We start from the raw sequence: 22,740 nt of genomic DNA, 5'->3' as shown, positions 1-22,740 counted from the left end.
CGCCCTTTGCTAGAGTGCGGCATGCTCTTCAACTCCCTCGCCTATCTCCTCTTCCTGGCGACGGTGCTGCTGCTCTGCCTCGCGCTGCCGCGGCGCTGGCACTGGCCGGTGCTGCTCGCGGCCTCCTACGCCTTCTACATGAGCTGGAATCCGGCCTACGTGCTCCTGCTCGTGTTCTCCACGCTCACCGACTACGCGGTGGCGCGCGGGCTGGCCACGCAGCGCGAGCCCGCGTCGCGGCGGCTGCTGCTGGGCGCGAGCCTCGTCGTGAACCTGGGCCTGCTCTTCACCTTCCGCTACTGGCGCTTCTTCCGCGAGACGGCCCAGCTCGCCGCCGGCGCGCTCGGCCTGCACTGGCAGCTGCCCGACAGCCACCTGCTGCTGCCGGTGGGCATCAGCTTCTACACCTTCCAGACGCTCGGCTACAGCATCGACGTCTGGCGCGGCGAGCTGCCCCCGGAGCGACACCTCGGCCGCTTCGCGCTCTACGTGAGCTTCTTCCCGCAGCTCGTGGCCGGTCCCATCGAACGGGCGCGCCGGCTGCTGCCACAGCTCGCCGACCCGCCGCGGATGCACTGGGCACTGGCGGCCGAAGGCGGCGAACGCATCCTCTGGGGCCTCTTCAAGAAGACCGTCATCGCCGACCGCCTCGGCCTCTACGTCGACGCGGTCTACGGCAACCTGGCGCGCCACGACCCGGCCAGCCACCTGCTCGCCACCTGGCTCTTCGCGCTGCAGATCTACTGCGACTTCTCCGCCTACTCGGACATCGCCATCGGCTCGGCGCGCCTGCTGGGCTACCGGCTGGAGGAGAACTTCCGCAGGCCCTACTTCAGCGAGGGGATGGTCGCGTTCTGGCGGCGCTGGCACATCAGCCTGTCCACCTGGCTGCGGGACTACCTCTACATCCCCCTGGGCGGCAGCCGCCGCGGCGAGCCGCGCACCCTGCTGAACCTGGGCATCACGATGCTGCTGGGGGGACTCTGGCACGGCGCGAACTGGACCTTCGTCATCTGGGGCGCCTACCACGGCGCGCTGCTGGCGCTGGCCCACCTGTGGCGGCGCGCGCGCATCCCCGCGCTGCCGGGGCGCTGGCTGCGGGTCGCCCTCACCTTCCAGCTCGTGAGCGTGGGCTGGGTGTTCTTCCGCGCGCCGGATCTCGGCGGCGCGCTCCGCGTGCTGGCCGGCTGGGCCGGGGCGCGCGGCGCCTGGGGGCCGCCCTTCGTGGATCCGAACACGCTGGCCCACGCCGCGCTGGGCCTGGCGCTGCTGCTGCTGGTGGAGCTGGTGCAGGAGCGCAGCCGGGGCGAGACGGCCTGGATCCTCGGGCGCCCCGCCTGGGCGCGCTGGGCGGCGAGCTACGGGCTCGTGCTGGCCATCGTGCTCTTCGGCGTGGAGCAGGGCGCGCAGTTCATCTACTTCCAGTTCTGACGGGAGGCCGCGTGCGCGCTGTTCGTCCCCTCGCCCTGCTGCTGCTCTTCGCGGCCGCGCTCGTCGTCACGGACCGGGCGCTGACGCCACCACTCGCGCGGCTCTTCGCCGAGACGCGGGTGGGCATCGTCGCCGGGCAGGCCAACCTGGCCCTCGCGCACCGCGACGCCGACCTGCTCGTCTTCGGCAGCTCGCGCGCGGTCTACCAGGTCGACCCGGACGTGCTCGCCGCGCGGCTGGGACTCAGCGCGCAGAACGCGGGCAACCGCGGCCAGGGCGTGCGCTACGCGCGCGGCCTCGAGGCACTCCTGCTGGAGCGGGGCTCGCGGGCGAAGGTCTTCGTGCTGGTGCTGGACTTCGAGGATCTCTGGAGCGAGGACAGCGAGCGGCTTCAGGCCCTGGCGCCCTTCTGGGGCGAATCGCCGGTGCTGGACGCCCTGCTGGTCCAGCGAGGACCCTTCGAGCGCCTCAAGCTGGCGTCCGGCCTCTACCGCTACAACTCGATGCTCCTGCCGATGCTCGCCCATCGGCTGCGGCCCGACCCGGGCGCCGACGCCGCGAACGGCTTCCTGCCCCTGCCCCCTCGGGTGGGGCCGCTGGGGCGGGCCGGCGCGCCCGGGGGCGCCGACCCGGGTCCCCCGGTGCCGGACGTGCTGGATGCCTACCGCGGCTTCATCCGCGACGCGCGCGCCGCGGGCAAGGCCGTGCTCTTCGTCACGGCGCCGCGCTGGCGCCCCGACGGGCTGTCCACCAAGCAGGTCCTGGGACGTCGCCTGCTCGCCAGCCTGGCGCGCGCGGAGGGCGCGGCCTACGTGGCCATCGACCAGACGACCTGCGGGGATTTCGAGGACCCGTCCCTGTGGTGGGACGTGACGCACCTGGACGCCGAGGGCGCGCGGCTCTACTCGTCGCTGCTGGCGGACGCGGTGGCGGCGCTGCTCGCCGACGACGAGCGCTAGACGCCCACCACGAGGCGTTCCTCGTCGCTGTCCTTGTCGTCCACGAGCGCCTCCGGCTGGCCCAGCACGTCGCGGTAGACGCCCTCCACGCGCAGCGCGATGGCGTTCCAGTCCAGGTCGCGCGCCTTGGCGCGGCCGCGCTCGCCGTAGCGGCGGCGCGACTCGGGCGAGTCGATGAAGTACTTCAGCGCCTCGCCCAGGGCCCGCGCGTTGCCGGGCTGCACGAGGAGCCCGTCGCGGCCGTGGGTGACGACGTCGCGGTAGCCCTCGATGTCGAAGCCCACCACGGGCAGGCCCGCGGCCATGGCCTCCAGCAGCACCATGCCGAAGCTCTCGCGGCCCAGGCTCGGCGCGCAGAAGATGTCCGCCGACGCGTAGTACCCGGCCAGCTTGCTGCGCTTGGTGACGGGACCGAGGAAGTGCACGCGGTCGCGGACCTTGCGCGAGAGGCTGCGCTCCACGCGGCGGCGCCCCGGCCCGTCGCCCACCACCAGCAGCTCCACGTCGTCGCGCTCGGCGCCGATCTGCGCGAAGGCCTCGAGCAGGTGCGGCAGGCCCTTGCGCTTGACCATCGCGCCCACGAAGAGGATGCGCAGCTTGCCGGGCTCGAGGCCGGGCAGGGTCAGGCTGTCGGCGCTGGCGAAGAGGTCGTAGTCCACGCCGTTGGGAATGATGCGATAGTCGCCGGGAAAGAGGCGCTCCACCGGGCGCAGGGCCGCCGCGCTCACCGGCACGCGGATGTCCACCTTGCGCAGCAGCCGCCGCAGCGGCAGCTGGAAGGCCTCCACCAGCATGTCGCGCGGGTAGTAGCTGTGGAAGGTCGCCACCACGGGACAGCGCGCGTGGCGCAGCGCGAGATGCGTGAGCGTCGGCTGCAGCGGGCTGTGCAGGTGGAGGACGTCGAAGTCCTCCTCCTCGAGCAGGGCCTTCATCTCCCCGCCCAGCCGCCAGCCCAGGCTGAAGCGCGACAGGCTGTTGTTGTAGCGCACCGGAACGCTGCGGCCCAGGCGCAGGACGCGCGGACCCAGGTTGTTGCTCTCGCCGCGCATGTGGCTGGTGATCACGGTGACGTCGTGCCCGCGCTCCTTGAGCGCGTTGCCCACGGCCCGGATGTGCTCGCTGACACCCCCCCACAGCGGGTAGTAGAACTCGCTCACCACACCGATCTTCATCAGGCCGCGGCTCCTTTCATGCGCCCGGACGGGGCAGGCCAGGCCGGGGCGTCGCCGTCGTGCAGAGGATACAGCACGCACCACTGGCCGGGGTCGTCGGCGATGGCCGTCCCCAGCGCGCGCGCGAAGGCCGTCACGGGGTCGGTCTCGGCGGCGAGGGGCGGCAGCACCTTGATAACATAGCCGCCGCGCTCCCGCAGCAGAAAGATGGGCAGCAGCGTCGCGCCCGAGCGCCGCGCGAGCTCGATGCCCGCCGTGGGCAGACGCCGCGCGCCGCCCAGCATGGGCACGGCCCGCACGCCGACGCCGGCGTCGGTACCGCGTCCGAAGACGCGATCGGCGAGCACGCCCAGCATCCCGCCCTGCTTGAGGTAGCGATAGAGCGTGAGGCCCGAGCCCTCGGCGTGCAGCGTCGCCACGCCGCCGGCCGCGCGCATGGCGATGAAGAACGCCGACAGCGCCGGGGGCTCCAGGCGCTCGGCCAGCGCCGCCGGCGACGGAATGTGCCGCGCCGCCCAGCGGCTCAGCAGATCCCAGTTGCCCAGGTGCGCCGTCAGGAAGCAGATGCCGCCCTTCGCCAGCGCGCGCTCCAGGTGCTCGCCGCCCTCCACGCGGATGCGCCGCTCCAGGCGCTCGATGCGGCGCGGGTCCGCGCCGAGGTGGAGCAGCTCGGCCCAGTAGCGGCCGTAGCAGGCGAAGACGTCGCCGGGACGCGCCGAGCGCCCGCCCGCCGCGGCCACCGCCGCCAGGTTCGCGGCCACCACGCGGCGGCGCGGCGAGAACCGCCCGCCCAGGCGCCACAGGCCCGCGGCCGCGGCTCCCAGCAGCGGGAGAGGCAGGACGCGGGCCACGAGCAGGCCGAGGCGGAGGGCGATCAGGGTGGACACGTTCGCTCCCGTTGCCGGAGGGCGATGCGGCTGCAAAAAGGGCCTCCCCGGCCGGGGGAGGCCCTTCGAGCCACGAGGACTACTGGATGCTCACGAGCTTGCGGCTGACGGTCTCCGTCCGCCCACCCGACGTGGCCTCCACGCGCGCGAAGTAGACGCCGCTGGCGACGCGGCGGCCGCTGTCGTCCGCGCCGTTCCACCCGTACTGGTGGTAGCCCGCGGCGAGCGACTGGCCCTCCACGATCGTCCGCAGCAGACGGCCCGCGGGATCGTAGATGCGCAGGCTCACGCTGGCGTCGCTGTCGGTGCTGAAGGCGATGTTCGTGAACGGGTTGAAGGGATTCGGGAAGCTGCGCAGGCCGTCGAGCAGGCGCCCGGCCGGCGTGCCGTCCTCGACGCCCGTCGCCGTGCCCAGGTCGCCCGTGCCGCCGGACTCGTGATAGCGCTCGGCGAACTCCTGCAGGTACATGTTGGCCACGCCCTGATCGTGGATGATCAGCGTGTTCTCGTCGTTGTAGCCGTCGGCCGCGAAGCTCCAGTTGTGGCTGCCGGTCACGACGAGCGGGTCGAGAGACGGGTTGTTGACGTCCACGATCATGTACTTGTGGTGCAGCAGGCGCGTGCTGGGCAGCGGCGTGTCCACCCAGACGTCCGCCGGGATGTCCCAGGCGTAGGCGCTGCAGGGATCGCCGGCCATCTCGTAGTACATGCTGCCCTGGGTGCAGTCGCCCAGGCCCTCGTCGAAGACGCCGCGGATCTCCAGGTTGCCGCCCAGCGCCGCGCGCCGGTTGTACATCTCGTCCGAGAGGTTGTAGTTCGTGAAGGCCAGGATCGCGAAGTAGATCGAGGCGTCGGCGCCGGCCGCCGTGCGCTCGAGCTGGGACTCCACCGCGTCGCTGGGGCTCATGTACTGCTCGATGCGCAGGCCGTTGATGCGGAACTCGTGGGGCGTGTTGTCGGTCTTGCGCGAGCCGAGGGCCGCCGTGCTGGCGTTGGCCGTCTGCGTGTCGCTCCCCCACATCTCGTTGAACTCGAGCGTGTAGGACTGGGCGAGGCCGTAGTCCTTGATGTCGAGGCCGTTGTTCACGTCGTCGCTGCCGGCCACGCTCATGTTGCCGCTGCCGGTCCAGACGCGATCGTTGTACTTGTCGCCGTCGCGGCCATCGATGACCACGAACTTGTTGTGCATGATGCCGTAGCCGTCACCCGCGCCGTGGTTGCCGCCGAAGGTGCTGACGATGTAGGGGATGCCGAAGCCGGCGCAGTAGTCGGCCGCGGCCGTCGAGTTGCCCGCGTCGATGATGATGCGCACCTGGCAGCCCCGCTGGTGGGCGGCCACGAGGGCGTCGCGGACGTTGGTCAGGCTGAAGCTGTAGAGCGCGGCGTCCACGGAGGACTCGGCGCCGTTGATCAGCGCGGTCAGCAGGGAGCTCAGGTTCTGGCTCGCGGGGACCTCGTTGCCGGGGTCGGCGTAGGACGGATCCGTCGTGAAGCTCATGTAGACGTGCAGCTCGCCCGGCTGGTCGCTGGCCGTGGCCAGGAGCTGGTCCTGTCCGTAGCGGGTGCCGTCGACGTCGCTGCTCTTGGCGCGGAAGTGCAGGATGCTGTTGGGATCGAGGCTGCCGAGCGCGATCGTGTGGGTCAGCTCGCTGGCGCCGGCGTCGCCGGCGGTGAAGCCGTAGTTCGCGTCGGGACCGTACTCGATCTCGCTCGAGCCGGGCGTGGCCGTCTCGAAGTAGAGCGTCGCGCCGGTGCTGGACAGGTCGATCACCTGCACGGGGCCGTTGATGGGCGGGCCGGGCTGGGTGGGGATCACGTCGGAGGCGAAGCGCGGCACCAGCTCGTAGCCGCTCGTGTAGGGCGACGTGGTGTCGTACTGCTTCAGGATGCCGATGCAGCTGAAGTTCGCGCCGGGATCCGGGCTGCCGTTGGCGCTGGTGTCCTTGTCGATGAAGAGCAGGATGTCGTCCGTGCCGTCGGTGACGGTGATGGAGCTGTTGCTGCCGATCGGCGCGGTGGGCCAGGTGCCGCTCACGATGGTCAGGCCATCGATGCGCACGAGGCGGCCCTCGTTGACCTCATCGTGCGTCACCGAGTCGAAGGTGGCGTTGAGATCGGCGCAGGTGATCAGCGTCGGCGCGGGCACCGGATAGCCGGGCGCGTGCGTGACGATCTCGAAGGGCAGCACGCCGCCGCTGCTCAGCTCGGTGAGGCCGTTGAACTGGGTGACCTTGGCCGTCACCGTGATGCTGTCGCCCAGGGCGAGGCCGTAGCTGCCCGCGGCGCCGCTCACGAAGACGTTCACGCCGCCCGTGGGGTCCTGCAGGTACACCTCGAGGTTGAAGGTGCTGTAGGTGTTGTTGGGACTGGTGACGATACCGCTCACCGTCACGTCCTGGTTCAGGAGCGTGGGCACGCCGTTCGCGGTGTTGGCGTGGACGTCGACGATGTCGATGGCGAAGGCCATCGCCGGCAGGGCAAGGACGAGGATCCCGGTGAGGATCTGGAGGCTCCTCAAGCGCATTCTGGCTCTCCAACGGCTGGGGATGAACGGTGGACGGCAGCGGGGCCGTCGCCTGCCCGCGACATGGGCAGGACTGTCAATTATAACAAACGGGACCCGGAACGCGCCAGAGCCACTGGGCGGGATTCAGCCGGTCGTGCGCAGCCGCCGGTCGAAGCGCCAGCGCAGCCCCAACTCGACCTGCCAGCCGCTGCCCGGGACCCTGCCCGCCGCGTCCGCGGGCCAGAGCCCGCTGCGCTCCACGCGCGTGACGGCGCAGGACGTGTCCACGCGCCCCGCCAGCGGTCCCGGCCAGCCGGCGCGCTCCCAGACCACCCGGTACAGGCGCTCCACGGAGCGGTCGCCCACCAGCCAGGCCTTGTCGTCCTTCTTGACGTGGATGAAGCCGAAATCGGCGCCGCGCAGGCTGTCCACCAGGCCCCAGCGGCTCTGCTCGAACTCCAGGGTGAGGCGGCCCCAGTCCGCCGGGGGCAGGCGCAGGGCGGCGTGGAGGTCGTCGGCGTTGGGGCCGAGCCAGTGCCCGAGGAGGCGGCCCTCGTCCAGGCGGTCGTCGCGCACGAAGGCGCGGCGGATGTCGCCATCGTGGTGAAAGTAGACCTGGGGATCGAGGTGGGCGTACTCGAGGTCCAGGTCCGCGCCGGCCAGGCCCAGCGGGTTGGCCCAGCGCAGGCCGACGAGCTCGCCGAAGCTGGAGATGCCGGGGTTGTCGCCGGCGGCGCTCGCCACGTCGAGGCTCACCAGGCGGTCCAGCAGGAACTCGCCGTAGAGCGTCACCGGCGGCAGGTCCGCCCTGAAGTCGAGGCCCACCACCTTCTTGTCGTCCGTGCCGCTCTGGTCGTAGATGTCCTGCGTGATCGCCACCAGGAAGCCCACCGGGTTCAGGTAGCCCAGATCGATGCCCCGCCCGCCATAGGTCGCCGCCTCGTAGAGGCCCACCGTCACCGGTCCGGGCGGCCGCAGCTCGAAGCGGTGGATGGCCACGTAGGCCTCCCCGGGCACCCAGACCTCGGTGGAGTCCGGCGGATAGGGCTCGCCGGGGATGTAGCTCGGCGGATTCGGTCCGCGCTGGGTCTGCGCGAAGAGGGTGGCCCCGGCCAGGTAGCGCGTCTCGAAGTTGAAGCTGAAGCCGTCCAGCGGGAAGGGGTTCTCCGACAGGAAGAGGCTGCCCCGCCGGCCCTGCCCCCAGCGGCGGTCCTCGCGCCCCACGCGCAGCTCGGCCCAGTCCGTCCCCCAGCCGATCACCGCCCGGTCCAGCCGCGCGCTCGGCTCCTGGGTGATGTCCCCGGCCGAGGCCGGCAGGTTGTCGACCCAGTGGCCGTCGCCCGCGCCGCGGGTGAAGCGGCTGTAGTCCTCGTAGAAGTGGAGCTGCGCGCTGAGACGGCCCTCGAGTTCGCCGTCCAGGGAGAGCTGGAAGGCCCCCTTTCGCCGGGGCCGGCGCGAGGTCAGGGCGAGCGAGTCGAGGTCCGTCGGCCCGCCGAGGACGTTCAGCGCCGCGCCCAGCTCCCAGAGCGCCGCGGGGCCGTCGGCGCCGGCGGGCGGCGCGCCGTCCAGGTCCCAGGCGTCGCGCAGGGCGAGCAGCGCATCCAGTCGGCGGCGGTCGGCGGGGGCGAGCGCGTCGCGGTGGGCGGCGACGGCGTCGATCGCCGCGGCCAGACGATCCCGCCGCACCGGCCGCAGCTCCAGGCTGCCCTCCCAGAGCCCCAGCGCCCGGAAGTGCTCCAGCGCGTCGTAGACGTCCCCGTCCGGCCCCACGCGCAGGCTCCCCTGGGCGAAGGCCGTGACGCAATCTGCAACGCTGAGGAAGAGCAGGAGTGCAAGGTGGACGATGGGAACGCGCAAGGAGGCCTCCGGAGGCATGCGGGCGCCCGCCCGCGTGAAGCGCGGCGAGTCTAGCCGCAAGTCGGCCTGCGCTCAACCGGTACCCAATGGAAAAGCCGCCCCGCGCGCGGAGCGGCCAGGAATTCGCGACGACGGCGGGGCGCCTCCCTGCTCTCCCGCCGCCGAAGCGGAAAACTCCTAGGAGTTGACTTCCATGGCGAGCCAGCGGTCCAGCACGCTCTTGAGGAAGCGCCACTCGCTGCCGACCTTCTTCGCCGGGATCTTGCCTTCCTTGGCCAGCCGGCAGACGGTCTTCACGTGCATCTTCAAATACTCGGCTGCCTCGACGGAGGTCAGCACCGGAGAAACCTGCTCCTCGGTTCCCACATAGATGTTCGAGTATTCGCTTTCCTTCCAGTCGGACATCGGTTTCTTCCTTCTTTGCAAGGTCCCAACGCTGCCGGAAAGCCGCGGCTTCCCGCTGAGCTTGTACGTGCGCCTCCGCACTCTGAGCTGACTCGCCGCCGGGCTGGGCCCACCGGCGTTCCCCGTCGGGCGTGGAACAGCAAGGTCCATGCCACCGTCATTGCACCTCATAATTCCCTGGATTTCATGGGATTGCAGGATTCGCACCCGTTGCGGGCAGGCAAGGACTGCGCAGCGCCGAGCCGACCCCGGGATGGCCTTTCCTTCCCCGCGGGACCCGGCGAGGGCGGAGCGTTTCCCGGCGCGGCGTGAGCGCGGCTTCGCATTCCGCAAGACTCCCGACGAGGTGGCCGCGCGGAGCGCCCGCGGCCCGTGGCATGTGCCTTGCAGTTTTTCCACGACTCGCCCCGGCCGGGCACCGCCAGGGAGGACAGCCGTGGACATTCCCTACCTGCAGATCGACGGCGGCCGCGCCCAGCGGCGCAAGCAGCGCTTCGCCTTCATGATCGAGGCCCTGCTACGGAGCCGTCTGTCGGCGGGGCTGGAGACCGGCTGCCACCGGCCGGACGAGGACGTCAACATGTACCTCGCGGCGCTGCTCTGCCGCTACGCGGAGGGCCGCGAGCACTGGGCCGGCGCGACGATCATCCCCTACGAGTCCGAGCTCTTCGAGCGGGTGCGCGCCGCGCGCGAGTGCCGCACGAAGTACCTGATCTACCGGCGCAACGCGGACCATCTGCTGCTGAGCGTCGGGCTCTTCGGCAACCCCTGGCTGCGCGGCGCGCAGGAGGGCAGCTGTCCGTGGACGACGAGCCGGGAGGAGAGCATCGGGCGGGGCAAGAGCTACTACGCGCGCGCGGCGGTCTACGCCTCGCGGCTGGACGAGGGACGCCGCGGCCTGGACGAGCTGCTGGCCAAGCTGGACATCGGCTTCGAGGACTACGTTCGCATCCTGGAGACCCTGCGCAGCGAGGCCTTCAACCTGCGGCAGATCTTCACCGTGGGCGAGTGGTACCACTTCTGCCGCGAGCTGGGGATCGGAACGGGGCAGGGTCCGATGGCCGGCGAGCCGGGCCAGGCCTGACTCAGGCCGCCGGCGCTCCCGCGGCCTCTGCCTTGGGCGCCGCCTCGCGCTGACGCGCCTGGATGAACTCCTGCACCTCGCGCGTCACCTGCGCGCTCTCGACGCCCTCGAGCAGCAGGTGTCCCCCCTTCTCGAGCAGCAGCGTGCGCGCCTGCTTGCCCAGCGCGCGCCGCACGCGCGCGAGGCCGGCCGGTCCGAGCTCGGGGTTGTCCTTGGCGTGGATGGCCAGCACGGGCAGGCGCAGGCCGCCCAGCGCGGAGTCGGCCTCGCTGACCGCGGCGTAGCGGTCGGCCATCCAGCGATGCGGGCTGCCGGCGATCATCCGCTCGAAGAGCCGCGGGAAGAGCCGGCGCGAGGCCAGCGCGACGCGCTCGCCGAAGCGGAGATGCGGCCGGAGCGGCGGGGAGAGCAGCGTGAGGCTCGCCACCGGCGCCTGCGAGGCCAGCAGGACGCTGAGGATCCCGCCGAAGCTCGAACCCACCACGTGGATGGGCACGCCCAGCAGCGCCAGCGCGTCGTAGCGCATCTTCAGCTCGGCCAGGGAGAGCTGCCAGGGCACGCCGCCCTTCTGCGCGCCCACCGTGGCCTCGTTGGACAGCAGCGAGCTGTAGACGGTCATCCCCGAACGATAGAGGTGCCGCCCGAGCTGGAAGTACTGGGCGGGCGTGCTGTGGCCGCCCGGCACCAGGAGCACGGCGGCATCGGGGGCCTCCTGGAGGTAGAGGAAGGAACGATCCCGCTTGGGGACGTCCAGGTCCTCTTCCTTGAGCCGCTGCAATTCGTAGTGACTGCGCAGGACGTTGACGCGCTCGGCCAGAGGCAGCGCCTGATCGTGGTTCATGCGCTCCAGCGTCCACACCGTGTCGGTGATGTTGCGGAGCTGCTCCTCGCGGCTGCTGGGGATGGCGCTGGTCGAACTCATGGCGTTTGCGTTCCGGGAGGCTGGGGTCTGGAAAGGATGGCCGCGAATATACAGCATCGAGCCCTGGGCCGCCAGCGGCGGAGCGTTCGCGAGGGCCCGATTTGACAGGGCCTTCCGATTCCCGTATCATGATGCCACTGAACACGAGCGCCTGGGACAAGGAACCGTCGATGGACTGCATCCTTCACAAGTCTGCCCGCTGTTGTAGCCCCCTTCACACAAGGAAGGTCGGGTAGGTTTGTAGTCCGGTAGCTCCTCAGCACAGCGAAAACAGGACGCGGGCCCATCCGGCCCGCGTTTTTTCTTTATCCCCGGGCGCCGGCGGCCGACCCCGGAGACACGAGGTGACACGATGAGACTCTGGAACACGATCGGCGAGGACCTCCGCTCCGCCAAGGAGCGCGATCCCGCGGCGCGGAACCGGCTCGAGCTGCTGCTGCTCTACCCCACGCTGCACGCCGTCTGGACCTACCGGGTCGCCCACGGCCTCTGGCGGCGCGGGCTGCGCTTTCCGGCGCGCCTCCTGATGAGCCTCGTGCGCAACTTCACCGGGGTGGAGATCCACCCGGGCGCGACCATCGGGCGGCGCTTCTTCATCGACCACGGCGTGGGCGTGGTGATCGGCGAGACGGCCGAGATCGGCGACGACGTCCTGCTCTACCAGGGCGTCACCCTGGGCGGCACCAGCCTGAACAAGGGCAAGCGCCACCCGACCCTGGGCCACCACGTGGTGGTGGGCGCCGGCGCGAAGGTGCTGGGGCCGATCACCGTGGGCGACGGCGCCCGCGTGGGCGCCAGCAGCGTCGTCATCAAGGACGTGGAGCCGCAGCAGGTGGTGGTGGGTATTCCCGCGCGACCGGTTGACCGGCGAGAGGACGCCGAGATCCGTCTGCGCCACAACCTGATCAAGGACCCGCTGCAGGAGAGCCTGAAGAGCCTCGAGGAGCGCATCCGCTTCCTCGAGAGCCGCCATCGCGAGGACGAGCAGGAGCGGCAGGACATCGCCGATTTCCAGATCTGACCGGAACCAGGAGGTACGAGCATGAGCAGGATTCACGCGAGCATCGTCGACACCATCGGCGGCACGCCGCTCGTCCGGCTGGGCCACCTGGACGCGGGGTTGCCGGGCCGGGTGGTGGCCAAGCTGGAGAGCTTCAATCCCATGAGCAGCGTCAAGGACCGCATCGGCGCGAACATGCTGCTGGCCGCCGAGGCCGCGGGGCTGATCAAGCCCGGCGACACCCTGGTGGAGCCCACCAGCGGGAACACGGGCATCGCGCTGGCCATGGTGGCGGCGGCCAAGGGCTACCGCCTGGTCCTGACCATGCCCGACAGCATGAGTCTCGAGCGGCGCAAGCTGCTTCGCGCCTTCGGCGCGCGGCTCGTGCTCACGCCCGGCAGCGGCGGCATGAAGGGCGCCATCGCCGAGTCCCAGCGCCTCCTCGAGGCGAACCCCGGCTGGTTCCAGCCGAGCCAGTTCAGCAATCCGGCGAATCCGGAGATCCACCGCCGGACCACGGCCGAGGAGATCTGGCGCGACACGGAAGGCGCCGTGGACGTCCTCGTGGCCGGCGTGGGCACCGGCGGCACGATCACGGGCGTGGCGGAGATCCTCAAGGGACGCCGCCCCGGCTTCCGGGCCGTGGCCGTGGAGCCCGACGAGAGCCCCGTGCTCTCGGGCGGCGCGCCCGGACCGCACCCGATCATGGGCATCGGGGCGGGCTTCGTGCCGGAGGTGCTGCGCACGGACCTGGTGGACGAGATCCTGCGCGTCACCGGCGACCAGGCCCGCGCCCTCGCGCGGCGGCTGGCCCGCGAGGAGGGCATCCTGGCCGGCATCTCCAGCGGTGCGGCCGCCCACGCGGCCCTGGCCGTGGCGGCGCGCCGCGAGAGCAAGGACAAGCTGATCGTGGTGGTGCTCCCGGACACCGGGGAGCGCTACCTCAGCACCACGCTCTTCGCCGACAGCGAGGCCGACGACGCCCTCGCCGGCAGCCTCCCCGCCTGAGTCGGCGCCCTTCTGCCCCCGGGCCCCGGCGCCGCCCAGCGCCGGGGCCGCCTTGTTGCAAGACCCTGCGAATACGCATGTTGATGACCCCGCAGTCTTGAACACCGCGGGCGCGTCTGCCATATTGGGACCCAGCGCGGGCGCTCGGCCCGCCCCCTTTCGACCTCGCGCAAGGAGCGCAAAGCATGAAGAAGGTGAGCATCGTCGGCAGCGGCAACGTGGGCGTGAACAGCGCGTTCTACATCGCCGAATCCGCCGCCGCCAACGTGGTCCTGGTGGACGTCCAGGAGGGCATCTCGGCCGGCAAGGCGCTGGACCTCATGGAGGCCGCCCCCATCCGCCGCTACCGGACAATGATCGAGGGCAGCGACGACATCGCCGCCATCGCGGGCAGCGACGTGGTCGTCCTCGCCGCCGGCCTCATCCGGGCCCCGGGGCGCGACCGCAGCGAACACTTCCAGGAGAACGCCGCCACCGCGCGGGCGATCAGCGCGGACATCGCGCGGCACGCCCCTGACGCGGCGGTCATCGTGGCCACCGAGCCGGTGGACGCCATGGTGCAGGTGGTGGTCGAGGCCACGGGCTTCGACCGCCTGCGCGTCATGGGCGTGGGCGGCATCCTGGACAGCATGCGCATGGCGTCGTTCATCGCCGATGCGCTGAGCGTGAGCCCGCGGGACATCAACACGCTGGTCATCGGCAGCCACACCAGCCGCATGGTGCCGCTGCCCTTTTACGCCCGGGTGAACGGCGTGGAGATCGGCCAGCTCATGGACGCCCAGACGGTGGGCCGCATCGTGGACGACACGCGCCGCGCCGGCGACGTGATCGTCGACCTCGCCAAGCGCGCCAACGCCTACTACGCGCCCAGCGCGGCGATCGCCACGCTCGCCGAGGCCATCTGCCTGGACCTCCACCTGGTGCGCTCGGTGAGCGTGCTGCTCAAGGGCGAGTACGGCATCGAGGACGTGGCGCTCAGCGTGCCCTGCAAGCTGGGCGCGGGCGGCGTACAGCAGATCATCACCCTGGATCTCAACGAGGAAGACCGCCAGGCCTTCGCGGCCTCGGCCGGCCCGGTGCGTGCGCTCTTCGCGACCGGCGACGAAAGGACGGGAACCCGATGAAGAAGGTCAGCATCATCGGCGCCGGGCACGTGGGGGCCACCTGCGCCTACTACGTGGCCGAGAAGAACATCGCCGACATCGTGCTGGTGGACGTCGTCGAGGGCATGCCCCAGGCCAAGGGTCTGGACTTCTGCCAGGCGGCGCCGCTGCGGCAGTACGGCGTCACGGTGACGGGCACCAACGACTACGCCCAGGTGGCCGGCAGCGACGTGGTGGTGATCACCGCGGGCGTGCCGCGCAAGCCCGGCATGGACCGCATGGACCTGCTCAAGATCAACACCGAGATCGTGAAGACGGCCGCCCGCAACGTGGCGGAGTACGCGCCGAACAGCACGATCATCGTGGTGAGCAACCCGCTGGACATCATGTGCATGGTGGCCCTGGACGCCAGCGGCTTCGCCCTGAAGCGCGTCTTCGGCATGGCGGGCATCCTGGACAGCACCCGCTTCCGCTGGTTCGTGGCCGAGAAGCTGGGCGTGTCCGTGCTCAACGTGCAGGCGATGGTCCTGGGCGGCCACGGCGACACCATGGTGCCGCTGCCGCGCTTCACCACGGTGAACGGCATCCCCATCACCGAGCTGATGAGCGCCGCGGACATCGAGGCGCTCAGCGATCGCACGCGCAACGGTGGCGCGGAAATCGTGAAGTATCTCAAGACGGGTTCGGCCTTCTACGCTCCCGCGGCCAGCGCGGCCGAGATGGTGGAAGCCGTGCTCACCGACGAGAAGCGGATCCAGCCCTGCGCCGCCTACCTGCGCGGCGAGTACGGCCACGAAGCCATCTACCTGGGCGTGCCGGTGCTGATCGGGGCGAACGGGGCGGAGCGGATCATCGAGTTGGACCTCTCCGTGGAGGAAAAGGCCATGCTGGACAGCAGCGCGGAGGCCGTCCACGAGGGGTTGAAGGCGCTGCGGAGCTTCTACACGATGGCCTGAAGCACCGGCCGGGAACCCGGCTTGCGGCGTGCTGTAGGAGGCACGCCACAGCACCGACAAGAACAGGGCGGCGGCGGCGGGACTTGACCCCGGACATCCCATCGCCTACAACGTTTCGCGTTCCGGGATTGCAACCGTTCAAGGAGAGTCAAATGAAGAGGACTGCCTTGTTCCTCGCGCTGCTGGCGGGCGCGGCCATGATCATGGCCAGCGTCGCCCAGGCGGAGGACTACGCGTACATCGGCCTCAAGAAGTGCTCGATGTGCCACAAGAAGGACGCCACGGGCAACCAGCTCGCCAAGTGGGAGGCCAGCCCCCATGCCAAGGCTTTCGCCGTGCTCAGCACCGATGAGGGCAAGGCCAAGGCCGCCAAGCTGGGCGTCGAGGATCCGACCACCAGCGACAAGTGCCTGGGCTGCCACAGCACCGGTCACGGCGTGAGCGCCGAGCTGGGCGCCGACCTCCTGCCCGCCGCGGACGGCGTGAGCTGCGAGGCCTGCCACGGCGCCGGCGGCGGCTACTACAAGATGGCGACGATGAAGGACATCCGCGCGGGCAACGTCGAGGCGGCGAGCGTCGGCCTCGTGGTGCCGAACGCGGAGACCTGCGCCGGCTGCCACAAGAAGGACAACCCCGAGCACAAGGCCGACTTCGACTTCGAGACCGCGGTCAAGAAGATCGCCCATCCGATTCCGAGCGAGTAAGCGCGCTCCTCTCGACACCGGATTCCAGCAAAACACCCCGCCGGGCCTGGCCCAGCGGGGTGTTTGCTTGTCGACTGGCGCCGGGCTCAGTGCTTCTTCGTCGGCTCCGGCGCCGCGCCCCCGCCGCCGCCCTTGCCGTTCTTCAGGTCGGCCTTCTCCACGTTGCTGGCCGCCAGCGCCGCCGGGTGCTCGGCCTTGAACTGCTCCTCGGGCATGAAGCCCGTCAGCCAGGAGGGGTTCATCGGGTACATCTTCGGGCTGAACACCGTGGAGTACATGTGCCAGATGACGATGGCCAGGAAGGCCAGCCACGCCTCGTAGTAGTGGATGACGAGCATCACGTCCAGGAAGCCCTTGGGCAGCCAGTTGACGAAGAAGTTGTCGAACCACAGCATCAGCCCGGTGATGCCCATCACGGCGGTGCCCCAGACCAGCGCCCAGTACTCCGCCTTCTCCACGTAGGAGAAGCGCCCGAAGTGCGGGTGCTCCTTCCGGAGGCCCAGGTTGAAGCCCATCATCTCGCCGAACTGGGTGAAGTCGTGCATGCCGGGGAGCATGTCCTTGAGGAAGGTGCGGCCCCGGCGCGAGAACAGGAAGAAGAAGTGCCAGACGGAGGCCAGCAGCAGCACGACGCCGGCGACGCGGTGCAGCTCGCCGCGGAACGTGTAGCCGCCCTGCCAGCCGAAGAGCCACTGCGACCACCACGCCTCGTAGAAGCGCAGCGAGAAGCCGCTCAGCACCAGCACCGTGAAGGCCAGCGCCAGCACGAAGTGCTGCACCACCTCGTCGCCCTCCATGCGCCGCACCTGCTTCTTGCGCATCACGATGCGGATCTGGTGCAGCAGGTCGATCAGCCAGTGCAGGGCCATGCTGCCGATCACCACGACGATCAGGATGACGTAGATCTTGCGGACCAGGCCGGCCACGCCGGTGTGCAGACCCGTGGTGTCCTGGTGGATGGGCGTCGCGGCGATCTCGGCGGTGATCGAGGGATGGCAACCGCCGCAGGTGTGCTGCAGGTTGGCCGGGTTGATCGTCGAGGTGGGGTCGTCCGCCGGCAGGATGCGGTGCGCGCCGTGGCAGGACGCGCAGTTGGCCACGGTGACGTCGCCCGCCTTGCTCTTTAGCCCGTGGTAGGAGTCCTGGAACGAGTGCAGGCGCCCGGTGGGCAGCTCGTACTTCTCGTTCAGGTTGGCGGACTCGTGGCAGGGCGAGCAGGTGGCCTCGGCCAGGCGGCTCGGGCTCACCGGGGAGCGCGGGTCGTCCGTGGGCAGGATGTTGTGCTCGCCGTGGCAGGTGGTGCAGATCGGGCTCTCCACCTGGCCGCGCTCGGTGAGCTGGCCGTGGATGCCCTCGCGGTAGTCCTGCTCGATGTACTTGTGGCACTTGCCGCAGGTGTGGGCGATGTTGAAGTGGTTGATGGCCGAGTTCACGTCGCCCGGGGGCAGGATCTTGTGCGCGCTGCCGTCGGTGGAGTGGCAGTCGTTGCAGGTGGCCGCCGAGTAGATGCCGCCCAGCGCCGCGCGCCCGTGCACGCTGTTGGTGTAGACCTTCACCGGGTGCTTGAAGCGGATGCCTTCCTTCTCGGCGAAGTTCTCGTCCTCGTGGCAGCGTCCGCAGGTGGTGGGCAGGTTGAGCGGGTTGACCGGGCTCTCCTTCTCCGCCACGCCCAGGATGTTGTGCGTGCCGTGGCAGCTGACGCAGGTGGGGATGTCCGGATTGACGCCCACCTTGCCCAGGCCGTGCCGGGTGTAGTCCGTCGCCTCCTGCTCGTGGCAGAGCCCGCAGTTCACCTTGGCCACGGTGTCGTGGGGCAGCTCCTCGATGTCCGCGTGACAGTCCGAGCACGCGAAGCTGGCGTGGATGCTTCCCTTCAGCGTCTCCGGCGTGACCTCGGGCGGGTCGCCCCCCGTGTCCTGGTGGCACTCGAGGCACTCGCTCGTCTTCCAGTCCGCCGCGGACGCGGGCAGGACCCCCAGCGCGAGCGCCAGGACCACCGACAGTCCCAGCATCGCGCAGCGCTTCACAGCCAGCATGGCAGTCTCCTTCACGGGCAGGATCCGGCGGCCGGTGGCCGCCCTCTCGCCGGCGGCGGATTCCCGTCGGCGCGCCAACAATATGAGACATTCGGGTCCAGAAGCAAGGGTCGGGTTGGTGAGCGTTAACCGCTTTGTTTAGGATAGGGTTGGCGGTTTTGCCGGAATGGCGTTTACTACGGTGCCGTCCGGCGTGACGCGCTCAATCGGAGGCCATTTCATGACATTCAAGTCCTTCCTGCGGACCTTCCGGGTCCTGACCCTGCGCAACGTGAACCACCCCCTGGGTCTCATCGGGCTCATGGTGATGTACCTCAGCGGCATCCCCATGGTGGTTCTGCTGCTCCTGGATGCGCTCGGCTTCCTGGACTCGCCCTACGTGGGGATCTTCACGTTCCTGGTGCTGCCGGCCGGCTTCGCCCTCGGCGCGCTGCTGGTGGCCCTCGGTCGCTGGCGCGCGCACCGGCGCACCGAGGAAAGCGACTCGCCGCTCTATCCCTTCCCCCGCTGGGACCTGAACAACGGCGAGGACCGCAACCGCTTCGTGGTGATGATCGTCGGCGGCACCCTGCTGCTCATCGTCGTCGCGACGCTGAGCTACCGCGGCGTGGAGTACACCGAGTCCGTGGGTTTCTGCGGCAAGACCTGCCACACGGTGATGCAGCCGGAGTACACGGCCTACAGCAACTCGCCCCACGCCCGGGTGTCCTGCGTGGAGTGCCACATCGGGCCGGGCGCGGACTGGTACGTGCGCTCCAAGCTCTCCGGCCTGCGGCAGGTCTGGGCCGTGATCACCAACAGCTACAACCGTCCGATCGGCACGCCCATCCACAACCTGCGCCCGGCGCGCGAGACCTGCGAGCAGTGCCACTGGCCGCAGAAGTTCCACGGCGACAAGGTGCTGGTGAAGCGCCACTACGACGAGGACGAGGAGAACTCCGAGCTGGTGAACGCGCTCGTGCTGAAGGTGGGCGGCGGCGGCAAGGAGTCGGGCTTCGCGACGGGAATCCACTGGCACATCGACCTGGACGTGGACTACATCGCCGACGAGAGCCGCGAGGACATCAAGTGGATCCGCGCGACGCGCCCCGACGGGAGCACGGCCGTCTTCGTGCAGGACGGCTTCGACCCGCCCGCGGACTTCGTGGAGACCAGCGAGATCCGCCGCATGGACTGCCTGGACTGCCACAACCGGCCCACGCACACCTACGAGGAGCCGGACGTCGCCGTGAACGAGGCGATCACGGCGGGCCTCATCGACAAGAGCATCCCCTACATCAAGCGCGAGACGATGGCGGCCATTAAGGGCGACTACCCCACCCAGGAGGACGCGCGCCGCGAGATCCCGCTGCGCATGGCCGCCTACTACGACAAGGAGATGCCCGACGCGGGCTGGGCCGGCAAGCCGGCCTTCCAGAAGGCCGTGCAGACGGCGGTGGACATCTACAGCCGGAACATCTTTCCCAAGATGAAGGTGGCCTGGGGCACCTACCCGAACCACATCGGGCACGAGGCGTCGCCGGGCTGCTTCCGCTGCCACGACGACAGCCACAGCACGGCGGACGGCAAGACCATCAGCCAGGACTGCGACACCTGCCACACGCTGCTGGCCTGGGAGGAGCGGGATCCGGAGATCCTGCACCAGCTCTTCCCCTAGTCGCAGGAGTAGGACGAAACGCGAAGCGGCGGGGCAAGCGCCCCGCCGCTCTTGCATGCACCCTCGTCCGCCCGAGTCCTAGTGCGGCCCGCCCGAGGCAAAGCCGATGATGATCAAGGTCAGGAGCAGCAGCCCCAGCAGCAGCGCGAAGGTGCCCCAGGCGTAGGCCAGCACCATCGCCCAGATGGGCCGCGCCTTCTTGAACTGCGGCTCGACGCCGCCCGCGGTCAGGCGATCCCACTGCTCCGGACGCTCGTCCTTCATCTCCTCCTCGCTGACCAGGCCCGTGTAGATGCTCACGTCCATGGGGAACTTCTCGCTGCGGAGGTGGGTGTTGAAGAAGTGCACGATGAAGATGAAGGCCGCCGCCATCAGCGCCTCCTCCTTGTGCACCGTGTCCGCGAGGGACACCACGCCGCCGCCCAGCAGGTTGCCGAAGAACTCCTCGCGCCAGCGGATGAGACCGGACAGGCCGATCACCGCGACGCCCCAGAACACCGCGAAGTAGTCGAACTTCTCCCAGTAGGTCCAGCGGTCGAAGCGGGGCCGCTCGGCCTTGCCGAAGAACCACTTGATGTGCTGCACGAAGTCGAAGAAGTCCTTCTTCTGCGGCACCATGGAGTCCGGCCCCGACAGGAGCGGCCGCCAGCCGAACTGGCGCAGCTTCAGCCCGAGCTGGATGAGGTGGAGCAGGAAGTAGAGCCCCGTGATCGCCGCGGCGAAGTAGTGCACCTGCTGCGCGCGCTGCAGGGTCAGGATGTTCTCGAGGAACCACTTGCCCGGGATCGTCTCCACGTAGGACTGCGGCAGACCCGTCAGACAGAGCATGAGGAAGCTCACGTTGACGAGAATGTGCAGGAAGCGCTCGTAGGGCGTGAAGCGCCGGAAGTAGCGCTTCTCCTTGCGCAGTCGCGGCCGGATGCCCCGCTGGAACCACAGGATCGTGTGGAAGCCGAAGAAGCCGAGCACGACGACGAAGAGCAGCTTCATCGCGCGGTCCGCGGTGGAGAACGCCACCTGGAAGGCCTCGCCCGCGCGCGGCGCGCGGGGCTCCAGCTGCTTGTCCAGGAGCATGGGCTGATTCTTGGGACGCTTCGCGCGCGCCTCGGCCAGCTCCGCCTCCGACGGCTGGATCGGGTGCACGAGATAGCTGACGAAGTTCTCCTCCGCCTTCGGATGACACTGCCGGCAGGTCTCCACGATGTGCGCGCGGTTCACCGAGGACTCCTCGGACTCCGGCTCGAGAATGCTGTGGTGCCCGTGGCAGTTCGTGCAGACGGCGAAGCGCACGCCCTCGGTCATCAGGCCGTAGAGCTTGCCGTGATAGGTGTCCTTGAAGCCCTCCACCACGTAGGGATTGATCTCGAAGGAGAGCATCAGCTCCTTGTTGGCGTGGCAGCTCGAGCAGAGCTCGACCACGCCCTCCGGCGTGAACTTCGTCTCCGGCGACAGGACCTGCGCATCCCCGTGACAGGTGGTGCAGGTGGGCGCCGCGTCGATCCCCGCCGCGCGCGCGCGCCCGTGAATCGACTTCATGTAGGCCATGTTCTGCTCGGCGTGGCAGTTGGCGCAGTCCGGGTGGCTCTTGCGCTCGTGGCCCGTGGCGTCCTTCACCTTCCAGTGGTAGACGTGACACTCTGAGCAGTTCACGTCACCGCCGGCCAGGTCCTTGTCCATCACCTTGCTGTGCGCCAGCACGTGCTTCGAGTCGGCGCGCGAGTGCTCGTTGTGGCAGTAGTTGCACTTGTTGAAGATGCCCCCCGCCTTGTAGATGACGTTGGCGATGGAGGTCATGTCGGTCTGATGGCCGGTGTGGCAGAACGTGCAGCTCACCTGCGACTCGGCCTCGTCCGGCTTGCGGTGCAGGCTGGCGCGATGTCCCGGATGGCAGCCGTCGCAGGTGCGCGAGATGTTGTTGCTGTTCACCCGCGACTTGGGGTCGCTGGGCTTGCGAATCGCGTGGGACTCGTGGCAGTCCACGCAGGACGGGGCGCGGTCGTCGTTGTCTTCCTGCAGCCGCCGGTAGTGCGTCGAGTGGACGTAGAGCTCGATGTCCTTCTGATGACAGCGCGCGCAGGTGAGCACGATCTCCTGCTTGAAGGCCGTCTCCCCCATCAGCTCCTTCTTGCCCTTGAAGTGCGGGTCGTGGCAGGTGACGCAGGTGGGGTACTTGCGCGGGTCGTCCTCGTAGCGCTGCGCGTGGTAGCTCTGGCGGTACTCCGCCTCCTGGTCGGGATGGCACTTGCCGCAGGTCTTGACGTTGCCGCCGGGCACCTGATCCTTGATCTGGTGGCTGCCGTGGCAGTCGCTGCAGCTGGGGATCACGCCCTGGAAGTCCTTGCGCTTCAGGTGCTCGTAGAAGCGCTCCATCCACAGGTTGCTCACCTGGTCGTGGCAGCTGGCGCAGTCGACGCCGTTGCCTGCGGGCCAGTGCGGCGCGTCGTCGAAGTTGCCGTCGAGATGGCAGTCCGTGCAGTCGAGGCCGTCGTGCACGGAACCGACGAGCGCGTCCGCGGTCATGTGCAGCGAGCGGCCGTCGGCGCTCGTCAGACCCGGATCGTCGTGGCACATGAGGCAGGCGTCGGCGTCGGCGCGCGCGGGGGCCGGCGCGAGGCTCAGCCACAGCGCCGGCAGCAGGGTCGCGAAGAGGCCGACGACGTTCCAAACCCGAGGGTGACGCAGGCGCATGACACGGTTTCCTTGGCTGTCGCCCGGAGGCGGGGTATTTCGGGTAACGGCACCTAAAATACCTGCATGTGAAGAAGATTACAACCGGGGTCTGAATTCTTCTTCAATCCTGAAACTCCCCCCTTGTGCCGCCGAGAATGTGGCTGCGGGGCGAGGCGACGGGCCAAATGGCTGTGCAGCAGTGACTTGAGGCGAAGACGGGGAAGGATGCGGCCGGCGTGGGCGATCCGGCGGCGCCGCAGAGGCTTGAGGGGGACCGGCCACATTCTCCGCGGCACAAGGGAAAGCCCCCGGAATCTCCGGGGGCTTGCGTTGGCATCTCAGTGCTTCGAAGGGTGTCGGTACTGCTTCCGCAACGCCCCAGC

General features: G+C 69.6%; 17 protein-coding genes. 9 read left to right on the top strand and 8 right to left on the bottom strand.

What is annotated here, in order from left to right; genetic code table 11:
* The first annotated feature begins 21 nt into the window (after window positions 1-21).
* Together H6693_10225 and H6693_10220 are read left to right on the top strand one after the other, a co-directional pair.
* Window positions 22-1,431 (top strand): MBOAT family protein, encoded by a 1,410-nt coding sequence (locus H6693_10225; protein MCB9516559.1) that lies wholly within the window; start codon window positions 22-24, stop codon window positions 1,429-1,431.
* Window positions 1,432-1,442: 11 nt separating this feature from the next.
* Window positions 1,443-2,390, top strand: coding sequence for a hypothetical protein (locus tag H6693_10220; protein MCB9516558.1), 948 nt, complete (start codon window positions 1,443-1,445; stop codon window positions 2,388-2,390).
* Here the strand turns inward: H6693_10220 and H6693_10215 are convergent.
* The 5 genes from H6693_10215 to H6693_10195 all read right to left on the bottom strand — a co-directional run bounded on the left by H6693_10215 (window position 2,387) and on the right by H6693_10195 (window position 9,217).
* Window positions 2,387-3,562: a glycosyltransferase family 4 protein gene (locus H6693_10215; protein MCB9516557.1), complete on the bottom strand. Its 1,176-nt coding sequence runs from the start codon at window positions 3,560-3,562 to the stop codon at window positions 2,387-2,389. The genes H6693_10220 and H6693_10215 overlap by 4 nt on opposite strands.
* Window positions 3,562-4,449: a lysophospholipid acyltransferase family protein gene (locus H6693_10210; protein ID MCB9516556.1), complete on the bottom strand. Its 888-nt coding sequence runs from the start codon at window positions 4,447-4,449 to the stop codon at window positions 3,562-3,564. Before H6693_10210 ends, H6693_10215 begins: the two co-directional genes overlap by 1 nt.
* 79 nt (window positions 4,450-4,528) lie before the next feature.
* Entirely contained in the window at window positions 4,529-6,973 is a 2,445-nt protein-coding gene (locus H6693_10205; protein MCB9516555.1) for a hypothetical protein, read from the bottom strand.
* A 126-nt stretch (window positions 6,974-7,099) separates the two neighbouring features.
* Window positions 7,100-8,812 (bottom strand): hypothetical protein, encoded by a 1,713-nt coding sequence (locus tag H6693_10200; GenBank protein ID MCB9516554.1) that lies wholly within the window; start codon window positions 8,810-8,812, stop codon window positions 7,100-7,102.
* 177 nt (window positions 8,813-8,989) lie between these two features.
* On the bottom strand, window positions 8,990-9,217 hold the full coding sequence (locus H6693_10195; protein MCB9516553.1) for a helix-turn-helix domain-containing protein: 228 nt from the start codon (window positions 9,215-9,217) through the stop codon (window positions 8,990-8,992).
* Between the two features lie 436 nt (window positions 9,218-9,653).
* Here H6693_10195 and H6693_10190 point away from each other — a divergent pair, with 436 nt between their 5' ends.
* Window positions 9,654-10,301: a hypothetical protein gene (locus H6693_10190; GenBank protein MCB9516552.1), complete on the top strand. Its 648-nt coding sequence runs from the start codon at window positions 9,654-9,656 to the stop codon at window positions 10,299-10,301.
* Window position 10,302: 1 nt separating this feature from the next.
* On the opposite strand, the gene H6693_10185 is transcribed toward H6693_10190, so the two are convergent.
* Entirely contained in the window at window positions 10,303-11,223 is a 921-nt protein-coding gene (locus tag H6693_10185; protein MCB9516551.1) for an alpha/beta fold hydrolase, read from the bottom strand.
* 352 nt (window positions 11,224-11,575) lie between these two features.
* Between H6693_10185 and cysE the strand changes: the two genes are divergently transcribed.
* From cysE to H6693_10160, 5 genes are all read left to right on the top strand, one after another.
* Entirely contained in the window at window positions 11,576-12,244 is a 669-nt protein-coding gene (cysE, locus tag H6693_10180; GenBank protein MCB9516550.1) for a serine O-acetyltransferase, read from the top strand.
* Between the two features lie 21 nt (window positions 12,245-12,265).
* Entirely contained in the window at window positions 12,266-13,231 is a 966-nt protein-coding gene (gene cysK / locus H6693_10175) for a cysteine synthase A (protein ID MCB9516549.1), read from the top strand.
* Between the two features lie 185 nt (window positions 13,232-13,416).
* Window positions 13,417-14,355: a malate dehydrogenase gene (locus tag H6693_10170; GenBank protein MCB9516548.1), complete on the top strand. Its 939-nt coding sequence runs from the start codon at window positions 13,417-13,419 to the stop codon at window positions 14,353-14,355.
* Window positions 14,352-15,290, top strand: coding sequence for a malate dehydrogenase (mdh, locus tag H6693_10165; protein ID MCB9516547.1), 939 nt, complete (start codon window positions 14,352-14,354; stop codon window positions 15,288-15,290). The genes H6693_10170 and mdh overlap by 4 nt, the downstream gene beginning before the upstream one ends.
* A 152-nt stretch (window positions 15,291-15,442) precedes the next feature.
* Window positions 15,443-15,994 carry a cytochrome c family protein gene (locus tag H6693_10160; GenBank protein MCB9516546.1) on the top strand — a complete coding sequence of 184 codons (552 nt, stop codon included), beginning with the start codon at window positions 15,443-15,445 and terminating at the stop codon, window positions 15,992-15,994.
* A gap of 86 nt (window positions 15,995-16,080) precedes the next feature.
* Here the strand turns inward: H6693_10160 and H6693_10155 are convergent, their stop codons facing one another.
* On the bottom strand, window positions 16,081-18,030 hold the full coding sequence (locus H6693_10155; GenBank protein ID MCB9516545.1) for a cytochrome b/b6 domain-containing protein: 1,950 nt from the start codon (window positions 18,028-18,030) through the stop codon (window positions 16,081-16,083).
* Window positions 18,031-18,250: 220 nt separating this feature from the next.
* On the opposite strand from H6693_10155, the gene H6693_10150 reads away from it, so the two are divergent.
* A complete protein-coding gene (locus H6693_10150) occupies window positions 18,251-19,687 on the top strand; it encodes a NapC/NirT family cytochrome c (GenBank protein MCB9516544.1) in 1,437 nt (478 codons plus the stop codon).
* Between the two features lie 78 nt (window positions 19,688-19,765).
* Here H6693_10150 and H6693_10145 read toward each other — a convergent pair whose 3' ends face one another.
* Complete coding sequence (locus H6693_10145; protein ID MCB9516543.1) at window positions 19,766-22,375, bottom strand: cytochrome c3 family protein; 2,610 nt, start codon at window positions 22,373-22,375, stop codon at window positions 19,766-19,768.
* Window positions 22,376-22,740: the final 365 nt, after the last annotated feature.

Source organism: Candidatus Latescibacterota bacterium (assembly GCA_020633725.1).
In the GTDB taxonomy this organism is placed as follows: Bacteria; Krumholzibacteriota; Krumholzibacteriia; order JACNKJ01; family JACNKJ01; genus VGXI01.
This window is presented reverse-complemented; position numbering and strand designations above follow the sequence as displayed.